The organism is Polynucleobacter hirudinilacicola (assembly GCF_002192535.1).
Lineage (GTDB): Bacteria > Pseudomonadota > Gammaproteobacteria > Burkholderiales > Burkholderiaceae > Polynucleobacter > Polynucleobacter hirudinilacicola.
In genome coordinates this window covers 22,430-46,697 of the sequence record NZ_NAIA01000001.1, presented here as the reverse complement: position 1 = coordinate 46,697, position 24,268 = coordinate 22,430, and the positions used below count along the sequence as shown (strand labels likewise).

Genomic DNA, 24,268 nt, shown 5'->3' with positions numbered 1-24,268 from the left:
ACCCCAGCACTGACCTGGCTTATCAAAAAGCTATCTTGAGCTCAGTCTCCCGCACCTTTGCTCTGACAATCCCTCTATTACCCTCCATCATTGAAAAAGTGGTAGGTAATACCTATTTACTGTGCCGAATTGTTGACACTATTGAGGATGCTGCAGAATTAAATCCACAAACCAAACAAAAACTCTCTCAACTGTTTTTAGATGCGGTGCTTCAAAAGGTACCCGTTGAGTTTTTTGTAGAGCCTTGTCTTGAAGCTCTGAATCATTATGGTAATCAAGATGAATTAGATCTCATCGCACACACTCCTACCGTCTTGAGAATTTTGCACACTTGCTCCGAGGATGATCGAGCGGCAGTGAGTCGCTGCGTCTCCATCATGTCAGAGGGGATGTCTTACTTTCACGGAAAGCAGACTCAAGCAGGTCTACAGAATTTGCAGGAATTTGAGAAATACTGTTATGTGGTTGCAGGCGTTGTAGGGGAGCTTCTCACTACCGTCTTCAGTAACCACTCCGCTGAATTTGCTAAGCGCATTCAGGGCCATGAAGATCTCGCCATAGCTTTTGGTCAAGCCCTACAAATGACCAACATCCTGAAAGACTCACCTGAAGATCGTGCCCGCGGGGTATCTTGGAAGCCAGTCGGCATGAATCAGGAGCAACTTTTAGCAATTGCTTATGAAAAGCTCCAGGACTCACTCAACTACATACTTCTCATTCCAAAAGAGGAGCTTGGAATACGGCGCTTTTGTTTCCTGGCTTTTGGCTTAGCAGTAATGACGCTCGCAAAGATTGCCAAACAAAAAGAATTTAGCGAAAAGGAAGAAGTAAAGCTCTCTAGAAAAACAGTCATGACGTTTTATACCTTCACAAAATTTGCAGTAAACAGTGATGCGCTCATGCAGATTTTCTTTAATCAATTTTCTAAATCCATTAAAGCAATTTGAGCCTATAGAGCGCCCTCGTGCTGCAAAAGCCACATCTTGATTTGGCGATACAAACCTGGCGCGTTCTCTTTCATGAAACCACCAATCCCCTGTGCAGAAACAACGCGATGACAAGGTGCAATTAAGGGATAGGGGTTGGCACCGCATGCCGTACCCACTGCGCGCGGGCCACTTTTGATCTTACTTGCAATCTCGCCGTAGGTTTTGGTTTTACCAACGGGAATCATTTGAATATTTTTCCAAACCCTTTGCTGGTGTTCGGTGCCTGCTGGCTTCATGGGCAAATCAAACTGGTAATGAGGATTCTGAAAATATGCTTTAAGCTGCTTTTCTACCTCTTTTGCCAATTGATTCCTAGGGCTTACTAAAGCGGTTGATATTGGCAAATACTCAATTTTGGACAACATTAAACTGCCATCAACCAGCTCAGTCAAAATCCCCAATCTCCCAAAAGGAGCGGCAATAACGCAATATTGAGCACTATCTGAAGCAACTTGTTTTTTAGCCAGGGTCATAGAAAGTGATTCTCACATAACTAGAGGCCAAAGACGACAGGCCTTTCTTCCACATCTATAGCTTGTGAAATGCCACTTTGCTATATTGATTCATCCTTACTTTTTTGCAGGCAGACCTTATGGATACCTTTTTTGACGATTGGCCTTTTTACTGGCAAGTTGCTCTCGTCCTTTTTTTACTTGCTCTTTCTGGCTTTTTCTCAATGGCCGAAACTAGCATGCTCTCATCAAATCGCCATCGTCTACGAGCCATGGCAACTAGTGGCAATTCGGGGGCGGCCTTAGCTGAGCGACTCTTAAAGCGTATTGATTCGCTTTTATCTGTTCTGTTAATTTCTAATAACCTCATTAATACCATACTGCCTATTTTGGTAACGGGCATCGCTTTGCATATCTTTGGAGATAGTGGACTCGTACTTTCAATTGCCACTTTAGTAGTAGCTTTGCTGATCATCATTTTTAGCGAAATTACTCCGAAGGTTATTGGGGCAGCCTTTCCAGAAAAAATCGCTTCTCGAGTAGGCTGGTTCATTCTGCCGCTGACTTTTTTACTAAAACCCCTGCTGTGGTTTATTAATAGCTTTGTCTCTGGACTGATGAAGTTTTCTGGTCTGAAGTCATCTTCAGATAGCAGAACGATGAGTACAGAGGAGTTACGTAGCTTGGTTCTGGAGTCCAACCGCTTTGTATCAAACCATCATCGCAATATTTTGCTAAACCTCTTTAATTTAGAAAATATTACAGTCGATGATGTGATGACTCCAAGATCGAAGATTGAAGTTCTAGATCTCTCGCGACCCATTGATGAAGTCGTTCAACAATTAGAAACTTGCTATCACAACAAACTGCCCGTCTGCGATGGTGATTCTGACCGCATAGTAGGTATTCTATCGGTCAAGAAGGCCCTTTCCTTACTGGGCGACACAGACTTAAAGCATGCAGACTTTCAGTCTTTATTAAATGAGCCTTATTTCATTCCCAGCGGAACGCCTGTGCTTCAGCAGATGCAATTCTTTCAAGATAATCAACAGCGCTTAAGCCTGGTTGTAAATGAATATGGTGAAGTCTTAGGCCTCGTAACCTTTGAAGACATTGTTGAAGAGCTCATTGGTGAGTTCACAACCTCTTTCTCTAATCTTTCAACCGATCCCCATTGGCTGGCTGATGGGACTTACTTAGCCAGCGGTACCGCATCACTTAGGGACCTAAATCGTTTGCTGAACCTGAATTTACCTTTAGATGGTCCTCGTACCTTGAATGGACTCATTCTTGAAAAGCTTGAGGCGATACCAGATCATGATGTCAGCATTCGAATTGCGGGCATCGTAATGGAAATTATGCAGTTTGATGATCAGGGCGTGAAGACTGTCAAACTCTACCGCCCCACCCTTAATCAAGATCAAGATTGAGCAGCAACCATGATGACTCACTCATTATTCGCACCTGGCATGAAATCGCAGTCAATGCGCTTCAATCTAGAGCGAGTGATATCCATATCGAGGCTGGATCACAAAGCACTCTAGTCCGTATTCGAGTAGACGGCTTGCTACAAGTGCAAGCGCAATTTGATATTCAATTCCATGAACGATTAATTACTCGCATCAAAATTTTGGCACGACTGGACATTGCCGAAAAACGTCTGCCTCAAGATGGACGACTCTTAATTGGACTTAATTTTGTAAAACCTAATATCGACTGCCGCGTTTCAATCCTGCCGACTCTATATGGCGAAAAAGCAGTGATACGGGTTTTGCCCAGCTGCATAAACCAACTTGCCATTGAAGAAGTCGGCTTACTTCCAGAACAGTTGGAGATATTTAAAACTGCCCTCAACCAAGAAAATGGTTTGATATTGGTAACAGGCCCTACCGGTAGCGGAAAAACCAGAACTCTTTACAGCTGCTTAAGAACTCTGAACCAAAGCCATCGCAATCTTTGTTCTATAGAAGATCCCATTGAGATTCGCCTACCAGGAGTGAATCAAGTGGCGTATCACCCTCGCTCGGGTTTAGATTTTCCGACAATTATCCGTGCACTATTACGTCAAGATCCAGACGTCATCATGATTGGTGAAATTCGAGACAGCGCTACTGCCGAACTTGCCATTCAAGCGGCACAAACTGGCCATCTTGTTTTGAGCACCCTTCATACTCGCAATGCTCGAGGGGCATTAAATCGATTAAAGAGTCTAGGGCTTGACCAGGAAGCTCTCGAATCTTGCTTGCGTAGTGTTAGCTCGCAACGCTTAGTTCGCAAGATATGTCGGCAATGTTCGGGCGGAGGCATCAATAAAGGTAATAAATGCGCAAGCTGCAACGGATCTGGATGTCACGGACGAATTGGGGTGCATGAAGTTTTAAGTGCGGCACACATATTTGACCTCTCTTTTCAATACTGCACCATGCATGAGGCTGGAATTCACCATATAAAAGCAGGATTGATTAAGGAAGCTGATCTACTGACTGAGGTGGGTACATGGCAGTAAGCAAGCTAGAGCAACTCACCTTTGCTCAACAACTTTTGTCACTATTAACTGCTGGCCTTCCGCTTCTAAATGCGATGGAGCTGATTCGGCTATCCGCACCAAAGTACTGGCAAGGGTGCTTAAGTAATTTATGCGGCCATTTAAAACAGGGTGAAAGCTTTTCTCAAGCCTTGCTGGCAGAGCGAAACTGGTTTTCTGCAGAATTTATTAATCTCATTCGGGTCAGTGAGCGCACCGGTAATATTGAATTAGCGCTACAAACTATTTGCCGGCAACTTGAGGCACAAATTGAATTAAGGCGAAAGGTCCAGCAGGCATTGAGCTACCCCGCTATCACGCTGATCAGCTCCTTACTACTGATTCTAGTAATGCTGATTTGGGTTGTACCGGTATTTAAGGATGTCTTTGCCCACTTTCAGGCTGAGTTGCCAGCACCCACTAAAACGCTGATTCAAATATCGACGGTTATTGAACATTTCTTTTTTGAGATGGCCGCTCTGCTTATCAGTAGTGCTGGTCTATTTCTATTCGCATGGCTAAGACTACCTCGCTTACAAAAAAGGTGTGATGAGCTGAGTTTTTACATTCCTATATTAGGTCAGTTATTTCGCCTGGCAACCCTCACCTACTGGTGCAGAACCTTAGGACATTTATTAGACTCTGGCTTAGCCCTACCCGATGCATTGCGTGTAACGGCACAATCCTCCAACCATTGGCTTAGTCATGATTTGAGCGCAGAGATCTTCAAACATCTCACTCGGGGCTGGCCACTGGGGGATGCCTTGATTCGTGCCGACCCCAAACATGTACTGTTTGATATTGAAACTTGGCAATTACTGCGTATCGCCTCAGAAAGTGGATCTCTTCCCCAAATGCTGGGTACACGAGCGAATGCACTAGGCTCACAACTCAGCAATCGCCTAAATACTTTGAGCCAGAGCTTAGAGCCCTTACTCATCATTTTTGTTGGGATTGTGATTGGTAGTCTTGTCATAATCCTATATCTTCCAATCTTTAATCTAGGACAGATTGTGTAATGGGCCATCTAGAAGTGCTCGACCTTATCCGGATTGTTCTGATCCTCATATTGGCTTATTTGGCCTATGTTGACATCCGAACATTTCGACTGCCTGATGTCATTACCATCCCCCTCATCTTGGCTGGACTTTGCTTCAATAGTTTCTCAAGCCTCAGGTTCATCACTCCACAAGAGTCTATTTTTGGTGGACTGCTGGGCTATTTGCTCCTTTGGCTCTTAAATCGCCTGTATCGATATATTAGAAAACAAGATGGGATTGGCATCGGTGATGCCAAACTCTTGTCTGCTTTAGGAGTCTGGCTTGGCTGGGGCGCCCTACCCAGCATCCTATTCCTGGCGTCCATCTCTGGAATCATTGGTGGCCTGATTTGGCTTAAATTGAACAAACAAAATCATGGCTCAGCCTTTCCTTTTGGACCTTTTCTGATCTTTGCTGGCATCATGGAGTTGTTATGGCCACAGCCTCTTCAAAACCTACTACCGAGCAATCTGAGTTAAGCGCACTCAAGGGTCGCATACCTCTGATTGGCCTGACCGGTGGAATTGGCTCTGGGAAAACTACCGTGAGTGATTTACTGGCTAAGCTAGGGGCTGGTATTGTGGATACAGATCTGATTGCCCATCAAATCACAGCCCCTCATGGCGCAGCAATTTCAGCGATTGAGAAACATTTTGGCTCTGACTTCATTGCAGCCGATGGTTCACTCGATAGAGAGAAAATGCGCACTCTAGTTTTTAAAGACCCAGAAGCCAGAAAATCTCTTGAGGCAATCACTCATCCGCTGATTCGCTCAGAAACTATCAGACAGACCTCAAATTTAGAGAGAGATGGGGTGCAATACATGGTCTTCGTAGTGCCCTTACTACTTGAATCCGGGTCCTGGATGACCCTCATTGACCTTCTAGTGGTAGTGGACTGCCCTGAAGAGACCCAAATTCAGAGGGTGATGCAGCGCAGCAATTTACCCCGGGAGGATGTGGAGAGAATTTTGATGGTACAAGCCAGCAGAGCAGAACGTCTCAAGCATGCCGATGTGGTGATTGAAAACCAAGGAAGTCTTAAGGACCTAGAGGTAGAGGTGCAAAACTTGCACCAAAAAATTCTACAGATTTAGAAACATCAGCGCAGTTCGTCATAGAATATGGGCTTGTGATTGTCTACGAATACCCATTTAACGAATTAGTTCGAAGCATGCTTCGACTGGAGTATTTGTTCGCCCGCTTCAATCAATTTCTTCGCTCAGATGAACCAGAGCTTCACCACAATGCAATCTCTATTTTATTTGAGCTTGGTGATATTGGCGCTAGAGGTGATATCAAGTCTTTATTGCTCAAAGAATTTGAGCGTCAAAAATATGCTCTTAATGGCCTGAAGTCGTCACAAAAGGTAGATCAAGAGGCTTTATCCCAAACGCTTTCTGAAATTGATACTGTTGCCAGCAATATCAATCACTCTACTGGTAGACCGAATTCTGCTATCACCGAGAGCGAATGGTTAAATGCGATTCGTACTCGACTAAATATTCCTGGTGGAACAAGTCCAATTGATTTACCTAGTTATCATGCCTGGAAAAATAGCCCCTCGATTGAGCGACGCAAACTTTTAGAAAATTACGTGCGTCCTCTGATGCCATGGCAAGAAGCGTGTCAATTATTTTTGCGCCTCTTGCGTCAGTCAGGTGAAGCTAAAGATGTCCTTGCTCATAATGGCTCGTTTCAGCAAGCGCCTTCCGGCAAGGTATATCAATTGATGCGCATTACTTTAGAAGATGACACGCTCTTTTCAGAAATCAGCGCCAACAAGTATCTACTTTCTGTACGCTTTCTAAAGGCTGATCGGGATAAAAAAGCACAGCTGATTAATGCAGATGTACCCTTCAAGCTGACGCTCTGTCAGTTCTAAGCTAAAAACCTTCTAAGGCACTCCAGCATTGGCCAGGCGGCTGGTAATAAAGGCTCGACACTTGGTTTTTCGGCACCAATCAGCTCCCAAGATAGGGCTTGTCCTTCGCAGCCCATTGGAGTGCCAGTCCAATCACGAATGATGCTGACATATAAACGAACATAAGCGTGTGGATAGTCATGTTCAAGAACTGTTAATTCTTCGCTAGAACGAATAGCAATCCCCAACTCTTCCTGCAATTCACGCTGCAAGGCCTGAAAAACGGTTTCGCCCTTTTCCACTTTTCCGCCTGGGACTTCCCAATAGCCGGCATATGGTTTGCCTGCAGGTCTCTGACCTAAGAGATAGCGATTCTCAGAATCTATCAATATTCCCGCTGCAACAACGGTAATGGGGCGATTTATTTCATTCATCAAATCAGATTAAGCATGGGTACCTGCCCAATATTTTGCAAACTGCCAAGCAACACGGCCTGAGCGTGAGCCACGCTCTAATGCCCAAACCAATGCCTCTGAACGAGCGGCTTCAATTTGCGCTGCACTTAAACCAAAATGATTAAGCCAATGCGCAACAATAGCTAGATATTCATCTTGCTTGGGCGGATAAAACGATAGCCACAATCCAAAGCGCTCAGACAAGGAAATCTTTTCTTCCACCACTTCACCCGGATGAATTTCACCATCATCACTATGCACATAACTCTCGTTTTCTTTCATATACTCGGGCAATAAATGACGTCGGTTAGAGGTTGCATAAATCAAAATATTGTCGACCTGGGCAGAAACCGAACCATCTAAGGCGGATTTCATGGCTTTATAGCCCGATTCCCCATCTTCAAAAGACAGGTCATCGCAAAATATGATGAAGCGTTCAGGACGCTCAGCCAATAGCTCAGTGATATCGGCCAAATCAGCCAAATGTTCTTTCTCGACCTCCACCAAGCGTAAACCTTGACCAGCAAACTCATGAAGGCTTGCCTTAATCAGAGAGGACTTACCGGTTCCCCTAGCACCCGTCAGCAAAATATTATTGGCCGGCTTTTTCTGGATGAAATTCTTGGTGTTGTCCCGAATAGCATCTCGTTGACGGTCAATATTCTTCAGGTCCTCAAAGGTAATATCCGAGACATGCTTCACAGGTTGTAGAAAGCCAATACTGCCAAAAATACTATCGCGGCGGCGCCATCTAAATGCAGTTGAAGAGTTCCACTGCTCATCACTTAAAGGTTTGGGTAAAAAAGTTTCGAGATGACTGAGGAGTTGGTCTAATTTTTCATTCATCAATCAAAAACCTTTATGAGCGATAGTCCGCATTAATAGAAACATAATCATGAGATAAATCGCAAGTCCACATGGTTTGGGTAGCATTGCCACGGCCCAAATCAATCTTGACTGTAATCTCCGGAGCCTGCATCACCCTTTGGCCATCAACCTCTTGATAGCTTGGATTGCGGCCACCATCCTTAGCAACCCAAACGTCTCCCAGCCACATCTGTACACGACCCACATCTAAATCGGCAATACCTGCATAACCAATTGCCGCCAAAATACGGCCTAAGTTTGGATCACTAGCGAAGAAAGCCGTTTTGACTAAAGGCGAGTGCGCAACTGCCTCAGCAACTAAACGACACTCCTCTTGATTCTTGCCGCCAAGTACATCGATGGTTATGAACTTCGTTGCGCCTTCACCATCACGCACAATCATTTGCGCTAACTCTCTAGCAAGGCCAATCAAAGCCTCTCGTACAACCGCATAACTTGGATCTGTCGCAGACTTAATCTGCACAGGAGACTGACCAGTTGCCATGATGATGAAAGAATCATTTGTTGAAGTGTCACCATCAATCGTGATCGCATTAAAAGAAAGGTCTGCAATTTCACGAGTAAGGTTAGCCAATAGTCCTGGGGCAAAACCAGCGTCAGTAGCAATAAACCCCAACATCGTTGCCATATTTGGATGAATCATGCCGGCACCTTTACAGATGCCGGTAATCACGACTTGTCCCGCTGGGGTTAATACCGTCACTGAGCTTGCCTTGGGCTGAGTATCGGTGGTCATGATCGCCTGGGCAGCATCAAACCAATTGTCCTCACCCAAATTCGAAACCGCCTTTGGTAAGGCGCTAACAATTTTTTCAATTGGTAGAGGCTCCAGAATTACGCCTGTTGAAAACGGCAAAATTTGCTCTGGATTAATCTTGAGATCCTTCGCTAAAGCAGCGCATGTCTCTAAGGCATGTTTCATACCTGATTCACCGGTACCAGCATTAGCATTACCAGTGTTTACCACTAAAGCACGGATTTCGCCATTGCGACCCTCTTGCGCTAAATGGTCACGACAAACCTGAACGGGCGCCGCGCAAAAGCGATTCAAAGTAAACACTCCAGCAACCTGAGATCCCGGCGCCAAAGTCATTACCAATAAATCTTTGCGATTTGCTTTCTTGATACCAGCTTCAGCGATGCCCATCTCAAAACCTTTAACTGGCTTGAGATCGGCTTTTTGGGGAAGGGATAGGTTAACTGTCATAGTCTGACAATTGTAGATGAGGGTTTAAAGGGTTGCTAGGAAGCCACCCTTTAAAAGGTGCTTAGCTTAAGGCGCCGCAGCAATTCTTATATTTTTTACCGCTGCCACAACTGCATGGGTCATTACGACCAATCTTAGGACCAGTTCGCATAGGCGCCGGAACAACCTGAATCGAAGCACCATGGTCGCCTGTTGATCCAGCAACTTCTTTTTCAGGATCAGCGTGGTGATATTGGACGCCCGCTAATTTAGCTAGATCCTCGGTCATAGATTCAGATGCTTCATCTAACTCGCTGGCACTTCCGATCTTGACAGTCATGATGCTTTTCACAACATCATTCTTGATAACGCCTAGTAGTTCACCATACAACTCAAAAGCTTCGCGACGGTATTCTTGTTTTGGATCTTTTTGAGCATAGCCACGCAGATGAATGCCTTGACGCAAATGATCTAATGCTGCCAAGTGCTCACGCCAGTGGGTATCTAAGCTGTAAAGCAGCACAGAGCGTTCAAATCCAGCAAAAGACTCGCGACCGGATAACTCAACCTTTGCGTCATAGGCTTCTTTAGCAGCTTGCAACACACGATCCACAATCTCAGCATCATCAACAGTCTCAGCGCTTTCAACCCAACTACGTAAATCAATCGTCAGGCCCCAGTCACTTGCCAAAACATTCTCGAGTCCAGCCAAATCCCACTGCTCTTCCATAGACTCAAGAGGTACATAGAGAGAACAAATCGAGCGCAAGACATCTTCACGTAAATTAGCAATTAAGTCACCGATGTCTTGACTTTCAAGCACTTCATTTCGGAGACGATAAGTTTCCTTACGCTGATCATTTGCGACATCGTCATATTCCAATAGCTGCTTACGGATATCAAAGTTACGGCCTTCAACCTTACGTTGCGCTGACTCAATCGAACGAGTCACCATACCAGCCTCGATCGGCTCACCATCAGGCATCTTTAAGCGATCCATCACAGCACGCAAACGATCTCCGGCAAAAATACGCAAGAGCGAGTCATCCAAAGAAAGGTAGAAGCGGGAGGAGCCTGGGTCACCTTGACGGCCGGAGCGACCTCTTAACTGGTTGTCAATACGGCGACTCTCATGACGCTCGGTACCAATAATGTGCAAACCTCCAACAGCAAGCACATGATCATGAATTCCTTGCCACTCATCTTGTAGCGCTTTAATCTTGCTTGCTTTGTCTGCAGCCGAGAGTGCGGTATCCGCCTCAATTAAATGAGACTGCTTGCCTACGTTTCCGCCAAGGACAATGTCCGTTCCACGACCCGCCATATTGGTAGCAATGGTGATCATTTTTGGGCGGCCCGCTTGCGCAATAATTTCCGCTTCTCGTGCGTGCTGCTTAGCATTTAAAACTTGGTGCGGTAATTTACGTTGATCGAGTAATTTAGCAATCAACTCAGAGTTTTCAATCGAGGTGGTGCCCACCAACACTGGCTGACCACGCTCGTAGCAATCTTCAATGTCTTTAATAACGGCGTCATAGCGCTCGCGAGACGATTTGAAGATTTGATCTTGACGGTCTTTACGCTGACTAATTCTGTTAGGCGGAATGACTACTGTTTCAAGGTTGTAAATTTCCTTGAACTCATACGCTTCAGTATCGGCAGTACCCGTCATACCAGACAACTTGCCATACATGCGGAAGTAATTCTGGAAAGTAATCGTGGCTAAGGTTTGATTCTCATTCTGAATCGGTACACCCTCTTTGGCTTCTACTGCCTGATGCAACCCATCAGACCAACGGCGACCCTGCATCAAGCGGCCAGTGAACTCATCAACAATAATGACTTCTTTATTTTGTACAACGTAGTGTTGATCACGGTTGTACAAGCAGTGCGCACGTAATGCTGCATAAACGTGATGCATCAAAGTAATATTTTGCGGAGCATAGAGAGAGGCACCATCATTTAAGGCGCCCAACTGTACCAAGATTTCTTCCGCCTTATCGTGACCTCGCTCGGTCAAATAAACCTGCTGTGACTTTTCATCTACCCAGTAATCGCCAGGCTTTTCAACACCCGTACCATCTGCTTTTTCTTCACCGATTTGACGCTCTAAGTGCGAAGGAAGCGCATTAATTTTGATATATAGATCAGTGTGATCTTCAGCTTGACCAGAAATAATGAGCGGTGTACGCGCTTCATCAATCAGAATGGAGTCGACTTCATCGACGATTGCATATGCTAAGCCACGTTGAACACGTTGGTCCAAATCTTGAACCATGTTGTCACGCAAATAATCAAAACCAAACTCGTTATTAGTGCCGTATGTAATATCTGCGGCATAAGCTTCTTGCTTTGTCTTGTGATCCATCTGAGATAGATTCACACCAACCTTCATGCCCAAGAAGTTATATAAGGTTGACATCCACTCAGCATCACGCTGTGCCAAATAATCGTTCACGGTAACAACATGAACACCTTTACCAGTCAAAGCATTTAAATAAACTGGGAGTGTTGCTGTTAAGGTTTTTCCTTCACCAGTTCCCATTTCGGCAATCTTGCCCTGATGCAGGGCAAGTCCACCCATAATCTGCGCATCAAAGTGCCGCATCTTCATCACGCGAACACTGGCTTCTCTCACCACCGCAAACGCTTCGGCAGTAATATCCTCCAATGACTCTCCGCTAGCTAGACGAGTCTTAAACTCTGCGGTTTTAGCAGCAAGGGCAGCATCATCCAAAGATTGCAGGCTAGCCTCAAAAGCGCCAACCTTAGCAACGACTTTGCGATACTGTTTTAAGAGGCGGTCGTTACGACTGCCGACCAGGGTTTTAAGAAGACCGATTACCATGGGATATTGAAGAAAATTAAGTCCTTGAGTTTATCACCCGCAACCCCATTTTTTATGAACTTTGCCCGCAAACCATCACGCAATCATTCAGCCCATGACTGGATGGAATACCTACGAGAGTCCAATGGTCTTGGGGGGATCTTGGCTAAAACAGAAGATCTGGCCAAACTCAAGACTAAGCTCCATAAGGCATTGGAGAGCCTGGATTTAGGTCACTTAAGCCCAAAAATTGAGGCTGGATGGCGTTCCGGAGCGCAGGATGAGCTCTTTTTACTAGTGACCAGCGCCAGCATTGGAACTCGACTACAACAGATTTTACCTAGCTTAATCAATGAGTTAGGAAAAATTGGGCTCAGTTGTAAGGCTATAAAGATCAAAGTAAAGCCAGCAAGTCCAGACTGGGAAGTTAAGCCAAGGCAAAACCCCAGGAACATAAGACCTAAAGGCTTAAATGAGGTGGCCAAACAGTCATGGCAAGACCTCCTGGCAAAACTACCACCGGACTCTAATCTTCGTGAGGCGGTAGAACGCCTCCTGCAAAATAAATCTAAATAGGACGCCCTAGAAAAAGAGGGGCTGACTTTCCCGAGAGTAGGCTTCAGGAGCCTTAGCTTCTGTAAAAGACTCAATTGTGTAAGAACTGGGGTCTTCTAAAAGCTTACGCAAAAGAGCGTTATTGAGTGCGTGGCCAGACTTCTCGGCTACATAGGCACCCACAATTGGATGACCTACTAAATACAAATCGCCAATCGCATCCAAAATTTTGTGACGTACAAACTCATCTTCGTAACGCAGTTCTTCATTGTTTAAGATGCGGTGCTCATCTAAAACAATAGCATTATCTAAACTACCGCCGCGAGCTAAACCCATTTCACGCAAAGCTTCTACCTCATGCGCAAAACCAAATGTCCGCGCGCGACCAATCTCACTGCGGTAGGCATGCTCTGCAAAATCCACAATAAAACGTTGGCCAGTCTTATCAACTGCTGGATGCTTAAAGTCAATCGTGAAATCCAATTTAAATCCGAAGAAAGGCTCTAGAAGCGCCAGCTTGTCACCCTCGCGAACTTCAACGGGTTTCTGAATCACGACAAATTGACGTGGCGCATCTTGCTCAATAATTCCAGCAGATTCAATTAAAAATAAGAATGAGGCAGCACTACCATCCATGATGGGAACTTCTTCATCATCAAGCTCTATCAACAAGTTATCTAAGCCTAGGCCAGCGCAAGCTGATAGCAAATGCTCAACCGTAGAGACTCGCACACCATCCTTCTGAATGACTGACGCAAGCCTTGTGTCGCAGACAGCCAGGGCAGTTGCGGGTACAACTGACTGCTCTGGCGTATCAACACGAACAAACTGAACCCCTGAATTTACCGGTGCAGGCTTAATAGAAATAGTCACCTTGCGACCAGAATGCAAACCAATGCCTACAGTTTTCACTGGAGTAGCAATAGTTCTTTGTTTCATCATGGTGATATCTCTAAAATTCAGGGAGCATTACTGACTAAGTGAATGCGAATTACAGTTTTTTCAAAATAGAAGCAGCGTCGCTTACTTCAAATTTTCCAGGTGCTTCGCGATCTAAAGACTTCACTACACCATCTTCAACAATCATGGCATAACGATCTGAACGTACACCTAAACCACGAGCCGTTAAATCTAGCTCTATGCCCATCTTCTTGGTGAACTCAGCACTGCCATCACCCATCATACGAATCTTTTTTCCAACCTTTTGATCACGTCCCCAAGCGCCCATGACAAATGGATCATTTACTGAAATACACCAAATTTCGTCAACACCTTTTGCTTTAATCGCATCGTAGTGTTCAACATATCCAGGTACATGCTTTGCAGAGCAAGTCGGCGTAAATGCGCCAGGCAATGCAAAGATCACAATTTTTTTGCCAGCTACAAGCTTCTCAACTTCAAAGGCGTTTGGCCCCAAGGAGCAGCCTTCGCTCTCTTCATCAAAAAATTCATAAAGAGTAGCGTTTGGTAATTTTTGTCCAACAGTAATCATGACATCTCCAATAAGTAATTGTTAGTAAGCATGCCAACGCAAGCGCGGGATTCGTCGTCCGGAGGGGCGCCGCGCTGGCAGTTTGCAATTACCTATTGTATTGAGCAGTTAGTTAGTCTGCTTGCTTGCGTAAAAAGGCTGGAATCTCATAGTAATCAGCCCCTTTATCCAACATGGATTTAGCCTGAGGAGAGCTATCTGCACCTAAAGTAGGTGCAGGAGTCGCCTCGCGGGAACTACGGAATACCCGTGGCAAATCATATTGGCTGTAATCAACACCGCTACTAGTAGCTGGCTGAGCTGCAACTGATGGAATGCTACCGACACCAGTTAAAGCCATGCCTGCACGAGTTGTCAAAGCAGAATCTAAACCAACTTTACTCATAGCAGCAGATGCGCTAGCAGGAGCAAAAGTATTGAGGTCTGCCATTGTTGGCATTGCATCACTAGTACCAGTAGCCTGTCTCCAAACTACTTCGGGTTGATTTGCTTTGCGTGCCTGGGGATTATTTAAGCCAGTGGCAACTACTGTCACGCGTAATGCATCGCCCAAGGTCTCATCGTACACGGTGCCGAAGATTACAGTTGCATCATCAGCAGCATAACCACGAATAGCGGCCATTACTTCGCGTGTCTCAGACAATTTCAATGAGCGGCTAGCAGTAATATTTACCAATACGCCACGTGCACCAGATAAATCAACGCCTTCTAATAATGGAGAGGCCACTGCGGCTTCTGCAGCCAAACGAGCACGATCCATGCCAGACACTGTTGCTGTTCCCATCATGGCTTTACCTTGCTCGCCCATGACAGTCTTCACATCTTCAAAGTCAACGTTAATTAAACCTTGAACATTGATGATTTCAGCAATACCAGAGACTGCGTTATGTAAAACGTCATCAGCACAAGCAAAGGCCTTGTCAAACTCAGCATCTTCACCCATGACTTCAAAGAGTTTTTCATTGAGAACAACAATCAATGAATCAACGTAAGATTCGAGCTCTGCAGCGCCGTTCTCAGCAACCTTCAAGCGCTTTACGCCCTCGAAGTCAAATGGCTTGCTGATAACACCAACAGTCAAAATGCCCATTTCTTTTGCGACTTGAGCAACGATTGGAGCTGCACCAGTGCCGGTACCACCACCCATACCTGCAGTAATGAACACCATGTGAGCACCTTGCAAAGTATCTGCAATCCGAGCACGCGCCTCTTCAGCAGAAGCTGCACCGATTTCTGGTTTTGCACCCGCACCTAATCCGCTAGAGCCCAGTTGCAAATTCACAGATGCTTCGGAACGCTGTAAAGCGCCAGCATCGGTGTTCATGCAAATGAACTCTACGCCATTTACTCCGCGACGGATCATGTGCTGGACAGCATTACCGCCAGCTCCACCGACTCCAACCACTTTAATAATGGTTTTGCCAGCTGTATCTTGATCTAACATTTCAAATTCCATATACCCTCCTAGGTAAATAACTTACTACATTGACGACGACGAAAAACAACTTAAAAATTTCCTGCAAACCATTCCTTCATACGCGACATAATTCCTTGGAGCGCGCCTGATTGAGAAACACGACGGCCACGCAACAACTGTGCTTGGCCTTCCATGAGTAAACCAATGCTGGTGGCATACCTTGGACTACGCAAAACTTCATGTAAGTGCCCACGATATTCAGGTGTACCAATTCGAGCTGGCCGTAAGAAGACTTGCTCAGCTAACTCAACCATTCCCGGCATCAATGAAGTACCGCCAGTGAGCACAATTCCAGAGGAGACCATGTCTTCATAGCCAGAGTCACGCACCACACCTCTCACCAAGGTAAAGAGCTCTTCAACCCGCGGCTCAATCACTGCAGCAAGTGCTTGCTTAGACATTGGACGTGGGTCACGATCACCAACACCCGGTACATCAATCATGGCGGCTGAATCAGCCATATCTTGACGAGCAATTCCATGGGCAATTTTTAAATCTTCCGCCTCAATGGTTGGAGTACGCAATGCCATTGCAATATCGTTAGTAATTTGGTCGCCGGCAATTGGAATCACGGCGGTATGGCGAATCGATCCTTGGCAATAAATCGCGATGTCAGTAGTGCCGCCACCAATATCGACTAAGACAACACCAAGTTCTTTTTCATCATCAGTGAGAACAGCTAAGCTCGATGCCAAAGGCTGCAAAATGAGATCATTCACCTCTAGACCACAACGACGTACACACTTCACAATATTTTGTGCAGCACTTACAGCACCAGTAACAATATGTACCTTCACTTCTAAACGTAAACCACTCATGCCAATTGGCTCGCGGACATCTTCCTGGCCATCGATAATGAATTCTTGTACCAAGATATGCAAAATTTGTTGATCCGTTGGAATATTGATTGCTTTAGCAGTTTCCAACACGCGCTCAACATCGCCAGCGCCTACTTCTTTGTCTCGTATAGCGACCATACCGCTCGAGTTAAAGCTCACAATATGATTTCCGGCAATGCCAGTAAATACTTGAACAATCTGGCGGTCAGCCATCACCTCAGCCTCTTCCAAAGCCTTCTGAATCGACTGAACAGTTGCTTCAATGTTGACTACAACGCCTTTCTTTAAACCCTTAGAGGCTGTTTGACCAACACCAACTACATTAAATTGGCCGTCAGGTGCAAGCTCTGCTACTAAGGCTACTACCTTAGACGTCCCAATGTCTAACCCTACCAGCAGGTCACGATTATCTTTACTCATTGCCATTCCTCATTGCTTCAGCTCACTTTTTTTGCCATCTACATCACTCTTTTTCACACTTCCAGATGCGAGATGCACTGCGAAACCATTTGCATAACGAAGATCTACTGCATCCACTCGATTGGCCCATTTCTCTTGCACCTGAGGCCAATACTTAAATAGACGTGCAACACGTTCTTCTGTTAAGTTTTTGTCCGAGCTCTCTTCATCCCGTCCAAATTCGACCCTCATACCATTGGATAGCTTGACGTGCCAGGCATAACGCTCGGTTAATGCCAAGCTCACTACCTGAGCATTCCAAGGTTTAAACCAGTTATTAGCTTTTTCATAAAGACTCATTACCTCTTTACCAGCATCGTTTGGCCCAGAAAAATCCAATAAATGCTTATCATCAACTAGCTCTGAAACACGGCCAGCAAATAGCTCACCATGTGTATTCATTAAAGTATTACTACTCTCACCACCCCAAGTAGCAAAGGCCTTCTGCTCTTCAATATTCACTATCAAACCATTGGGCCAAACACGACGTACATTAGCGTGGCGTACCCAAGGCATACTTTCAAAGCCGCGCTTTACATCTTCTAAACGTACACTGAAGAAGTTGCCTTGCACGGTTTCCATTACTTGCCGCTTCACGAGAGATTTATTAATGTGTTTCAGTGTTTGACCAGCAACTGGCTCAACCTGAATTTGTCTCAAAGTAAAAACAGATCTCTGGCTTAACCAAACCAGAACCCCAACCACCAACATCACAGCAAAGCAGCGCATCAAGAAACGACTAAGCTTTTGCATCCGCTCTGGATGATTCCAAAGCGGAGACATGATGACGGAGAAAATATCTCCGAAGCGGTCTAAGAGCGTGCTCATGTAATAGCACCTTCTTTTTGTTGCAAAGTTTGGCTTAGTAACCACAGCACTAGGTCTGCATAAGGAACACCAGCTGCTTTAGCTGCCATCGGTACCAAAGAGTGAGAAGTCATACCTGGTGAGGTATTCATCTCTAATAAATAGGGCTTACCAGTTTTCTGATCGAGCATGACATCTGCACGGCCCCATGTGCGGCAACCTAGAGCCTTGTATGCAGCTAAGGCCAACTCTTGAACGCGCTCATTAACCTCAACTGCAAGTCCAGTTGGGCATAGGTACTGAGTCTCGTCTGAGAAATATTTGTTATGGAAGTCGTAGTTAGCTTCCGGCGGGATAATTTTGATTACAGGTAATGCTTCTGCTGTATCACCTTGACCAACTATCGGGCAAGTGAGCTCATCTCCAATAATGCAAGTCTCAGCAATCACTTTTTTATCTAATCCCGCAGCAAGCTTATAGGCTGCTGGTAATTCATTGACAGATTTCACCTTAGTTAAACCAAGTGAAGAGCCTTCATGTGCTGGCTTCACAATCAAAGGTAGACCTAAATGCTCGACGACTGCATTCCAGTCGCTATTTGTAGTTAATTCTTCAAACTCTGGGGTCGCCAGACCATTACTAATCCAAACTTGCTTAGTCACAATCTTGTCAATTGCTAAAGCAGAAGCTAATACACCACTACCGGTATACGGTAATTCAAGTAAATCTAATAAACCTTGAATCGTTCCATCTTCACCGTAACGACCATGTAGAGAAATAAATACGCGATCAAATTTTTCTTTTGCTAGCTCTGTTGGACAACGTAAGCCAGGATCAAAAGCATGTGCATCCACGCCTTTAGAAAGTAAAGCCTCCAAAACACCATTACCCGACATGAGAGATATCTCACGTTCACCAGAGCGCCCGCCCAATAGAACGCCAACGCGACCAAACGATTTCACATCTAGCTTGGATAGCTGAGACTTCACACGATCGCCCCACATGCCGAGGCTTGTATCTAACTTAGACACTCTTTGCCTCCGCCAAGGTATGTGGCAGTGCAGAGATTGATCCTGCACCCATTGTGATTAAGACATCGCCATCTTTTAATACTTGAGATAACTTTTCTGGCATCTCTGCAATATTTGCTGCGAACACTACTGCTGCAGAATTTAAGGAGCCTTTTGTATGCTTCTCCTCTGCAAGTGCTGCCTTCATCAAACTCTTACCATCTGCACCCGGAATCTTTGCCTCGCCGGCTGGATAAACCTCGGTCAATACCAATGCATCAAAATTTCGAAGGACTTGCACAAACTCTCCAAAACAATCTCGTGTTCTTGTAAAGCGATGTGGCTGGAATGCCAACACTAAACGGCGGCCTGGGAATGCACCTCGCGCTGCTGCTAAGGTCGCAGCCATCTCTACCGGATGGTGGCCATAATCGTCGATCAAGGTAAAACTTCCACCAGAGGCAAGTGGAATCTCACCATAGCGCTGGAAGCGTCGACCAACGCCACTAAATTCAGAGAGCGCTTTTGTAATTGCTTCGTCGCCAACACCCAACTCAGTGGCAATACCAATTGCAGCTAGAGCATTACGCACATTGTGCAAACCAGGTAAGTTCAATGTGATATTAAGGGGGCCTGGTTTATTACCATGCCTGCGAACGGTGCGACGATCTACTGTAAAGTGCATACGCGTGCCATCAGCACGAACATTGCTAGCTCTGATATCTGCGTCTTCAGAAAGTCCATAACGCAAGACGGGCTGAGATACAAATGGAATAATGTCACGCACATTGGCATCATCAATACACAATACTGCTACACCATAAAATGGCATACGCTGAATAAATTGCACAAAGGCTTGCTTCAATCTCGCCATATCGTGCTGGTAGGTGTCCATATGATCTGCATCAATATTAGTAACCACTTCCATTGCCGGAAAAAGCTGCAAGAAAGAGGCGTCAGACTCATCGGCTTCGACCACAATGAAGTCACCGCGACCCAAACGCGCATTGGCACCAGCAGAGTTAAGCTTTCCACCAATGACAAAAGTAGGATCGAGACCACCTTCAGCCAAGACCGAAGCAACCAAACTGGTTGTAGTGGTCTTGCCATGCGTACCAGCAATAGCAATTCCTTGTTTTAGACGCATCAACTCACCCAACATGACTGCTCGCTGAATGACTGGAATCTTTGCAGCACGCGCTGCGAGAACTTCGGGATTGTTTCCAGCTACTGCAGTAGAAATAACCACTGCTTCTGCGGTACCAATATTTTTAGGGTCATGGCCAATATGAATCACTGCGCCTAACTCCTTGAGACGCTTCGTTACAGGGCCCTCAGCTAAATCAGATCCAGATACTTGATAGCCTAGATTCAGTAAAACTTCGGCTATGCCGCTCATACCAGCACCACCAATGCCAACGAAATGGATTTGCTGAACAATATGCTTCATACACCTACCCCCGCACAATCAGCGCAAACCTCAGCGACTCGCTGGGTTGCATGTGGTTTAGCTAAAGCATGCGCACGCAAAGCCATTTCTTTTAGGTCCGCACGATTAAAACTTTGAATCATGGATGCCAAATCTTGTGGATTCAGGTCTTGCTGAGGCAATAAGATTGCGGCATCTGCATTAGCTAAAAATTTTGCATTAGCAGTTTGATGGTCATCAATTGCATATGGGAAAGGAATTAAGCAAGAAGCAACGCCACAAGCTGCTAATTCTGAAACTGTCATTGCACCTGCGCGACAAATCACAAGATCTGCCTGTGCATACGCTGAAGGCATATCGTCAATAAAGGGACGAATATCTGCTTCAACACCTAACTCGGTATAACGCTTTTGCAAATCGGCTAAATGCTTATCGCCCGCCTGGTGAATGACCTGAGGGCGCACATCTTTAGAGAGCAGTGCCAAGGCTGCAGGAATATTTTCATTTAAAGCGGCCGCACCTAAACTACCGCCCACGACCAATATAGATAAAGGTCCTTGACGCTGTTCGTAGCGCAATGCAGGCGCCGAAATATGATCAAACTCTTCACGAATAGGATTACCTACCCACTCGGCATTTACCATCGTATTTGGGAAGCCAGTTAATGTGCGCATTGCAATTTTGGCAAGCGCACGATTTGCACTCCCTGCTACAGAATTTGCTTCATGTAGCACTAAAGGACGGCTTAATAACTTAGTTACTAAGCCCCCGGGGAAAGAAATATAGCCGCCCATGCCTAAGACCACAGATGGTTTTAGGCGGCGCATAATCTTCCAACTTTGAACACAAGCTCGCATTAAATTAAATGGCAACATCAGTTTGGTCTTGAGGCCCTTGCCTCGTAAACCGCCAAACTCAACTGCTTCAAATGGAAAATCACAAGACTTTACTAAGCGGTATTCCATGCCATTTTGGTTACCCAACCATGACACATTCCAACCGCAGATCCTCAGATATTCAGCAACAGCAAGGCCTGGGAAGATGTGCCCGCCAGTACCACCAGCCATCACCAAAATTGAGGGTCTTGTCACAGCTTCCCTCCGCGCATCAGAATACGATTCTCATAATCAATTCGGAGGAGCATGGCAATCGCCACGACATTCATCAAAATTGCAGATCCACCGTAACTCACTAATGGCAATGTCAAACCCTTGGTTGGTAATAAACCGAGGTTCACACCCATATTAATAAAGGCTTGCCAGCCAATCCAAATTGCTACGCCCTTGGCTGCAAGACCAGCAAAACTACGGTCTAACTGCAAAGCGGTACGCCCAATCAAGAAAGCACGTCGGACGATCCAATAAAACAAGAAGATCATCACAACCACACCAACGAAGCCAAGTTCTTCGCCAATCACTGCCATAATGAAATCAGTATGAGCTTCTGGTAGGTAATGTAATTTCTCTACGCTGCCACCAAGCCCAGTACCGAACCACTCACCACGACCAAAGGCCATTAAAGAATGTGTTAGCTGATAACCTTTATTTGCAGCGTTATCCACTTGCCATGGATCCATAAAGGCAAGCATGCGGCCGCGACGGAATGGCGAGAGCGCAATCATCGCTGCGCCACTCATTAAGCCAACGGCAATCAAACCACCAAATAACTTGGCATTAATGCCGCCTAAGAACAATATACCAAATGCAATTAAGGCAACTACTACGAATGCACCCATATCAGGCTCTGCCATCAATAGGCCGCCAACCAATGCCACTGCAATACCCATTGGTAACATGCCCTTAACAAATGAGTGCAAGTATTCTTGACGTTGCACGGTATAACTTGCAGCAAAAATGATGGCTGCAAACTTCATTAACTCAGATGGCTGGAAGTTCATTAAGCCCAGCGGAATCCAGCGTCTAGCTCCATTCACACCCTTACCAACACCTGGGATGAGAACCGCGATCAAGAGCAGCACGGTAAATCCAAAAATCAAGGGTGAATATCGATCCCATACCTTTGTTGGAATCTTAAAGACCCAAATGCCTACCCCAATCGCAATGACCAAAGAAATCATGTGGCGAATTAAGAAAAAGCTGCTGCTGTAATTAGCGTACTTTGGGCCATCTGCCAAAGTAATCGATGCTGAATACACCATTACCAAACCAATCAACATCAGAGAAAGAACTGCCCATACGAGCAGTTGATCGTATTCCATCATGCGCGAGCGAGTTTGCTCAACTCCCGATACAGCGTCTCTTAAGCCAGTGCGGAAGTTATCAATCCCACCTCTAGAAAAATTCCAGAAGCGATCTAGGCTTAAACGGTTGTCAGGAAAAAGTTTATCTTTTAGATTCACGCTTGAACTCCTTCAAAACGCATTCCTAATTCTTCAACTTCTTCAACAAAAGCCTGGGCACGCGCAATATAATCTTTAAACTGATCAAAGCTTGCGCAAGCAGGAGAGAGTAAGACCAAATCCCCAGATTGGGCCTGTTGTGCAGCTGTCTTAACAGCCTCCGCTAAGTTACCGCTCATCGTGCAAGGAACATCGCCAATAGCCTCACCAATCGCAGCGCCATCTTTACCAATCAAGAAAACGCCTTTAACAAAACGTAAGGCTGGCTCGCGCAATGGACTAAAGTCTTGCCCCTTGCCATCACCGCCAGCAATTAACCAAATTCTCTTACCGGATTCATTGCTTCCAAGGCCATTCAGAGCTGCTACCGTTGCACCTACATTAGTGCCTTTGCTGTCATCAATATACTCAACATCATTCAAAACTGCGATGCTCTGAACACGATGAGGCTCGCCGTGATAATCACGCAAGCCGTGCAGAAGAACATTCATTGGCAAGTTAGCCGCTCTTGCTAATGCCAATGCAGCTAATGCATTCAATGCATTGTGGCGACCACGTATTCTGAGAGCATCGGCTGGAATTAAGCGCTTCAATCGCAGTGGCTCATCCTCTTCAGCCACGGACGACTTACGACGACGTTTAGGCTTTGGCTCAAGATCTTCATCTACCTCAGCCCATACAAGCCAATCAATTCCACCAGCACGCAAATCATGCTCGATGCCGAATGCGCCTTGCTCGTCTGGCTTGTTCGAGCCAAAAGTCACAATTGACTTTTCTACCTTTTGCTCATCAGAGAGCAAACCCATCACCAAAGAATCATCGCGATTCAAAATACAAATTGTGTCTGCGCCAAATATATTCGCTTTTGCATCTGCATACGCCTGCATATCGCCATGCCAATCCAAATGATCTTGGGTGATATTCAGCACGGTGGCAGCAGTTGCATTGAGGGTATACGTATAAACCAATTGGAAGCTGGATAATTCAAGCACCCAGATGTCTGGCATATCTTCAATTTGGTCAGCCTCATCAAGACAACTCATCAACTTGTCTAATGCAGCAGGGCTAATGTTTCCAGCTACAGCAACTTTTTTCCCAGCGCGCTCGCAGAGTTGGCCGGTTAATGCAGTAGTAGTAGTTTTTCCATTGGTCCCGGTGATCGCCAATAATGCCGCTTCATAGCTTGATTCAGCCGCTTGGGCCATACGACTTAATGCTGCAATGGCGCGCGCAAAGAACTCGATCTCACTCCAAACATCAATTCTGGCTTTTCTAGCCTTGGCCAAGAATGATTGAGTTGGCTCCTGAAATGGAGATAGGCCAGGGCTAATACCAATCACATCGATATCAACCAATAAGGCATCATTTAATGGCCCAAATTGAATATCTTTTAATCCATCAACCTTTAATTCATCCAACCAAGCATTCTGGCGCTCAGAAAATTGAGATTGATCGCGTGTATCCACCAAACGAACAATGGCACCATTACGCAAGCACCACTTAGCCATAGCAACACCAGACTCTCCCAGACCCAAAATCAAAAAGCGGTGGGGAGCTTGATAGCCTGAATCAGCGATGAGAGCAGGATTAGCGAAGGTATTTTCTAGATTCAACATA

The 24,268-nt window shown here is 45.6% G+C and carries 23 protein-coding genes; 8 read left to right on the top strand and 15 right to left on the bottom strand.

Annotation, left to right across the window (positions count from 1 at the left end; genetic code table 11):
- The first annotated feature begins 35 nt into the window (after positions 1-35).
- The gene (locus B6A14_RS00230) at positions 36-947 is read left to right on the top strand and encodes a squalene/phytoene synthase family protein (protein ID WP_236635577.1); all 912 of its coding nucleotides are present in this window, start codon (positions 36-38) and stop codon (positions 945-947) included.
- Positions 948-949: 2 nt separating this feature from the next.
- On the opposite strand, the gene B6A14_RS00225 is transcribed toward B6A14_RS00230, so the two are convergent.
- Positions 950-1,462, bottom strand: coding sequence for a methylated-DNA--[protein]-cysteine S-methyltransferase (locus tag B6A14_RS00225; RefSeq protein WP_087908486.1), 513 nt, complete (start codon positions 1,460-1,462; stop codon positions 950-952).
- 119 nt (positions 1,463-1,581) lie between these two features.
- Between B6A14_RS00225 and B6A14_RS00220 the strand changes: the two genes are divergently transcribed.
- The 6 genes from B6A14_RS00220 to zapD are packed head-to-tail and all read left to right on the top strand — an operon-like array spanning position 1,582 to position 6,889.
- Positions 1,582-2,871 carry an HlyC/CorC family transporter gene (locus tag B6A14_RS00220; protein WP_087908485.1) on the top strand — a complete coding sequence of 430 codons (1,290 nt, stop codon included), beginning with the start codon at positions 1,582-1,584 and terminating at the stop codon, positions 2,869-2,871.
- Positions 2,868-3,947, top strand: coding sequence for a GspE/PulE family protein (locus B6A14_RS00215; protein ID WP_087908484.1), 1,080 nt, complete (start codon positions 2,868-2,870; stop codon positions 3,945-3,947). The genes B6A14_RS00220 and B6A14_RS00215 overlap by 4 nt, the downstream gene beginning before the upstream one ends.
- Complete coding sequence (locus tag B6A14_RS00210) at positions 3,938-4,984, top strand: type II secretion system F family protein (protein WP_087908483.1); 1,047 nt, start codon at positions 3,938-3,940, stop codon at positions 4,982-4,984. The genes B6A14_RS00215 and B6A14_RS00210 overlap by 10 nt, the downstream gene beginning before the upstream one ends.
- Entirely contained in the window at positions 4,984-5,484 is a 501-nt protein-coding gene (locus B6A14_RS00205; RefSeq protein ID WP_087908482.1) for a prepilin peptidase, read from the top strand. Before B6A14_RS00210 ends, B6A14_RS00205 begins: the two co-directional genes overlap by 1 nt.
- The gene (coaE, locus tag B6A14_RS00200) at positions 5,439-6,101 is read left to right on the top strand and encodes a dephospho-CoA kinase (RefSeq protein ID WP_407947021.1); all 663 of its coding nucleotides are present in this window, start codon (positions 5,439-5,441) and stop codon (positions 6,099-6,101) included. Before B6A14_RS00205 ends, coaE begins: the two co-directional genes overlap by 46 nt.
- Before the next feature lie 35 nt (positions 6,102-6,136).
- On the top strand, positions 6,137-6,889 hold the full coding sequence (gene zapD / locus B6A14_RS00195) for a cell division protein ZapD (protein WP_087908481.1): 753 nt from the start codon (positions 6,137-6,139) through the stop codon (positions 6,887-6,889).
- Here the strand turns inward: zapD and B6A14_RS00190 are convergent.
- The 4 genes from B6A14_RS00190 to secA form a co-directional block, all read right to left on the bottom strand.
- Positions 6,886-7,302 (bottom strand): NUDIX domain-containing protein, encoded by a 417-nt coding sequence (locus B6A14_RS00190; RefSeq protein ID WP_087908480.1) that lies wholly within the window; start codon positions 7,300-7,302, stop codon positions 6,886-6,888. The two genes, zapD and B6A14_RS00190, sit on opposite strands and share 4 nt — an antisense overlap.
- Before the next feature lie 9 nt (positions 7,303-7,311).
- The gene (locus tag B6A14_RS00185; protein ID WP_087908479.1) at positions 7,312-8,169 is read right to left on the bottom strand and encodes an ATP-binding protein; all 858 of its coding nucleotides are present in this window, start codon (positions 8,167-8,169) and stop codon (positions 7,312-7,314) included.
- Positions 8,170-8,182: 13 nt separating this feature from the next.
- The gene (argJ, locus tag B6A14_RS00180) at positions 8,183-9,418 is read right to left on the bottom strand and encodes a bifunctional glutamate N-acetyltransferase/amino-acid acetyltransferase ArgJ (RefSeq protein WP_087908478.1); all 1,236 of its coding nucleotides are present in this window, start codon (positions 9,416-9,418) and stop codon (positions 8,183-8,185) included.
- A gap of 61 nt (positions 9,419-9,479) precedes the next feature.
- The gene (secA, locus tag B6A14_RS00175; RefSeq protein WP_087908477.1) at positions 9,480-12,245 is read right to left on the bottom strand and encodes a preprotein translocase subunit SecA; all 2,766 of its coding nucleotides are present in this window, start codon (positions 12,243-12,245) and stop codon (positions 9,480-9,482) included.
- Positions 12,246-12,269: 24 nt separating this feature from the next.
- Here secA and B6A14_RS00170 point away from each other — a divergent pair, with 24 nt between their 5' ends.
- Complete coding sequence (locus tag B6A14_RS00170) at positions 12,270-12,800, top strand: hypothetical protein (RefSeq protein WP_236635575.1); 531 nt, start codon at positions 12,270-12,272, stop codon at positions 12,798-12,800.
- 6 nt (positions 12,801-12,806) lie between these two features.
- Here the strand turns inward: B6A14_RS00170 and lpxC are convergent, their stop codons facing one another.
- The 10 genes from lpxC to murD all read right to left on the bottom strand — a co-directional run bounded on the left by lpxC (position 12,807) and on the right by murD (position 24,267).
- A complete protein-coding gene (gene lpxC, locus B6A14_RS00165; protein ID WP_087908476.1) occupies positions 12,807-13,721 on the bottom strand; it encodes a UDP-3-O-acyl-N-acetylglucosamine deacetylase in 915 nt (304 codons plus the stop codon).
- Positions 13,722-13,770: 49 nt separating this feature from the next.
- On the bottom strand, positions 13,771-14,271 hold the full coding sequence (locus tag B6A14_RS00160) for a peroxiredoxin (protein WP_087908475.1): 501 nt from the start codon (positions 14,269-14,271) through the stop codon (positions 13,771-13,773).
- 112 nt (positions 14,272-14,383) lie between these two features.
- The gene (ftsZ, locus tag B6A14_RS00155; RefSeq protein ID WP_087908474.1) at positions 14,384-15,727 is read right to left on the bottom strand and encodes a cell division protein FtsZ; all 1,344 of its coding nucleotides are present in this window, start codon (positions 15,725-15,727) and stop codon (positions 14,384-14,386) included.
- A 50-nt stretch (positions 15,728-15,777) separates the two neighbouring features.
- On the bottom strand, positions 15,778-17,007 hold the full coding sequence (gene ftsA, locus B6A14_RS00150; protein ID WP_087908874.1) for a cell division protein FtsA: 1,230 nt from the start codon (positions 17,005-17,007) through the stop codon (positions 15,778-15,780).
- A gap of 9 nt (positions 17,008-17,016) precedes the next feature.
- On the bottom strand, positions 17,017-17,874 hold the full coding sequence (locus B6A14_RS00145; protein ID WP_087908473.1) for a cell division protein FtsQ/DivIB: 858 nt from the start codon (positions 17,872-17,874) through the stop codon (positions 17,017-17,019).
- Positions 17,871-18,857, bottom strand: coding sequence for a D-alanine--D-alanine ligase (locus B6A14_RS00140; protein ID WP_087908472.1), 987 nt, complete (start codon positions 18,855-18,857; stop codon positions 17,871-17,873). Before B6A14_RS00140 ends, B6A14_RS00145 begins: the two co-directional genes overlap by 4 nt.
- Before the next feature lie 19 nt (positions 18,858-18,876).
- Positions 18,877-20,313 (bottom strand): UDP-N-acetylmuramate--L-alanine ligase, encoded by a 1,437-nt coding sequence (gene murC, locus B6A14_RS00135; RefSeq protein ID WP_087908471.1) that lies wholly within the window; start codon positions 20,311-20,313, stop codon positions 18,877-18,879.
- Positions 20,310-21,359, bottom strand: coding sequence for an undecaprenyldiphospho-muramoylpentapeptide beta-N-acetylglucosaminyltransferase (gene murG, locus B6A14_RS00130; protein ID WP_201721445.1), 1,050 nt, complete (start codon positions 21,357-21,359; stop codon positions 20,310-20,312). The genes murC and murG overlap by 4 nt, the downstream gene beginning before the upstream one ends.
- A gap of 20 nt (positions 21,360-21,379) precedes the next feature.
- Positions 21,380-22,576: a putative lipid II flippase FtsW gene (gene ftsW, locus B6A14_RS00125; protein ID WP_236635623.1), complete on the bottom strand. Its 1,197-nt coding sequence runs from the start codon at positions 22,574-22,576 to the stop codon at positions 21,380-21,382.
- Between the two features lie 71 nt (positions 22,577-22,647).
- A complete protein-coding gene (gene murD, locus B6A14_RS00120; RefSeq protein WP_087908468.1) occupies positions 22,648-24,267 on the bottom strand; it encodes a UDP-N-acetylmuramoyl-L-alanine--D-glutamate ligase in 1,620 nt (539 codons plus the stop codon).
- Between the last annotated feature and the right edge of the window lies 1 nt (position 24,268).